This window comes from Marinitoga arctica (assembly GCF_054657315.1).
The window spans coordinates 1-1,544 of record NZ_BAAHYY010000063.1 but is presented as its reverse complement, the minus strand read 5'-3'; the positions used below and the strand labels follow the sequence as shown (position 1 = coordinate 1,544).

1 protein-coding gene is annotated in these 1,544 nt (G+C 28.2%); it reads right to left on the bottom strand.

The annotated features are described in order from the left end of the window. Positions 1-136: 136 nt before the first annotated feature. Complete coding sequence (locus ACYQ44_RS10335) at positions 137-1,285, bottom strand: IS110 family RNA-guided transposase (protein WP_459997194.1); 1,149 nt, start codon at positions 1,283-1,285, stop codon at positions 137-139. Positions 1,286-1,544: the final 259 nt, after the last annotated feature.

Genomic DNA, 1,544 nt, shown 5'->3' with positions numbered 1-1,544 from the left:
AAGATTTCCGGTAGGGAGTCAAAACAGTAAAAAAGAGGAAAAAGGAAATAATTAGCTATAAAAGAAGCTAATAGTTTGAAAATATTGAAATTCAAAAATAAAAGAAAATAGATAATAAAACAAAGATGAGAAAAAATTATTTCATAGGAATATAAGGCACATTGTTTTTAAGTAAATAAAAAATAAGATTGACAAGTTTTCTAGCGCTTAATACAAGAGCTCTCATATGATGATGAGAATTAGATTCATTAAACTTTTTCCAGTAATATTCTTTGAAAATAGGATTATGATATCTAAGAGAATTAGCAGCTAAAATCAAATAAGTTCTAAGATATTTATTTCCTTTTTTAGTTAATCTGGTATTTTCTGCAATGTAATTACCGCTTTGATGAACAGACCAAGTTAAACCAGCATAAGAAGCTAAAGCAGAAGCATTATTAAAACGATTAATATTACCAATTTCAGCGATAATACCAGCAGCAGTAACTTCACCAATACCTTTAACAGTAGTTAAAGTATTAGGAATTCTTTTAAGAATTTTAGAAATTTCAGATTTAATTAAATTCAATTGTTTTTCATAGTTCTGTATCAATTCAATAGTAGAAATAATAGAAAGTCTCAGAGAATTAGAAGGTTTAGGTCTTAACCTCAGGGCATTTTTAGCAAGTTGTTTGAGTTTTTCAGCTAAATCCATAGCAGAAACTCTGTGTCTGGAAAGATTAGCGATATATTCAAAAAGTTTTTCAATATCCATATCAGCAATTTCTTTAACAGTAAAATCTTTTAGTAAAGATTCATAGGTTTTATTTAGTTTAAAATCGAGATTGGGAAAATAAAGAGCGACATAGGAAAAAAGTCTTAATTTCAAACGAGCAATATCATCATTGAATTTTAAATATAATCTGGTTAAATGGCGGAGATCATTAATCAAATCATCGTTAGAAACAAAAGGAACTAAAGATTCAGAAAACTTAGAAGCAATAGCAAAAATAAGTTTAGCATCAATCTTATCAGTTTTAGGACGATTAAGGATTTTACGATAAAGCTTCATATTATCAGTTTTAACCCAGAAAACAGGAATAGAATGTTTGTAAAAATATGAAGCAACATCAAAAGAATAAACACCGGTAGATTCAAGAACAAGCATAAAAGAGTTAGAAACAGAAGTAGCTTTATTTAACAAATCAAAAATGCCCTGAGGTGAATTTTCAACAGAACCAGAACCAATAAAATCAGAAAAGAAATCAAGAGAGCTCTTAGAAACATCAATAGCCAAAATAGACATAAAAGCACCTCCAGTTGAGTATAGTCTCACAACCTCGCGAAACATAAATCGAGGGAACGACATTTTCCGGCAAGTGAAAAACTATACTCTAGTTTAGAAATCTTTTTTTAGAGAACAAGTCTCAGGGGGATGTTATCTAAAACTATTTTACCAGAGGTAAAATTTAAAAACAAGCAAAGAATAAATACTGAAAAAATGTTCAATAGAAAACTACTAATATAAAACATATAACTAAAAACACATAAATCAAAATAATAAA

Bases quoted from the DNA above. Each gene is read 5' to 3' on its own strand.
- ACYQ44_RS10335 (WP_459997194.1), bottom strand. From the start codon at position 1,285: ATGTCTATTTTGGCTATTGATGTTTCTAAGAGCTCTCTTGATTTCTTT.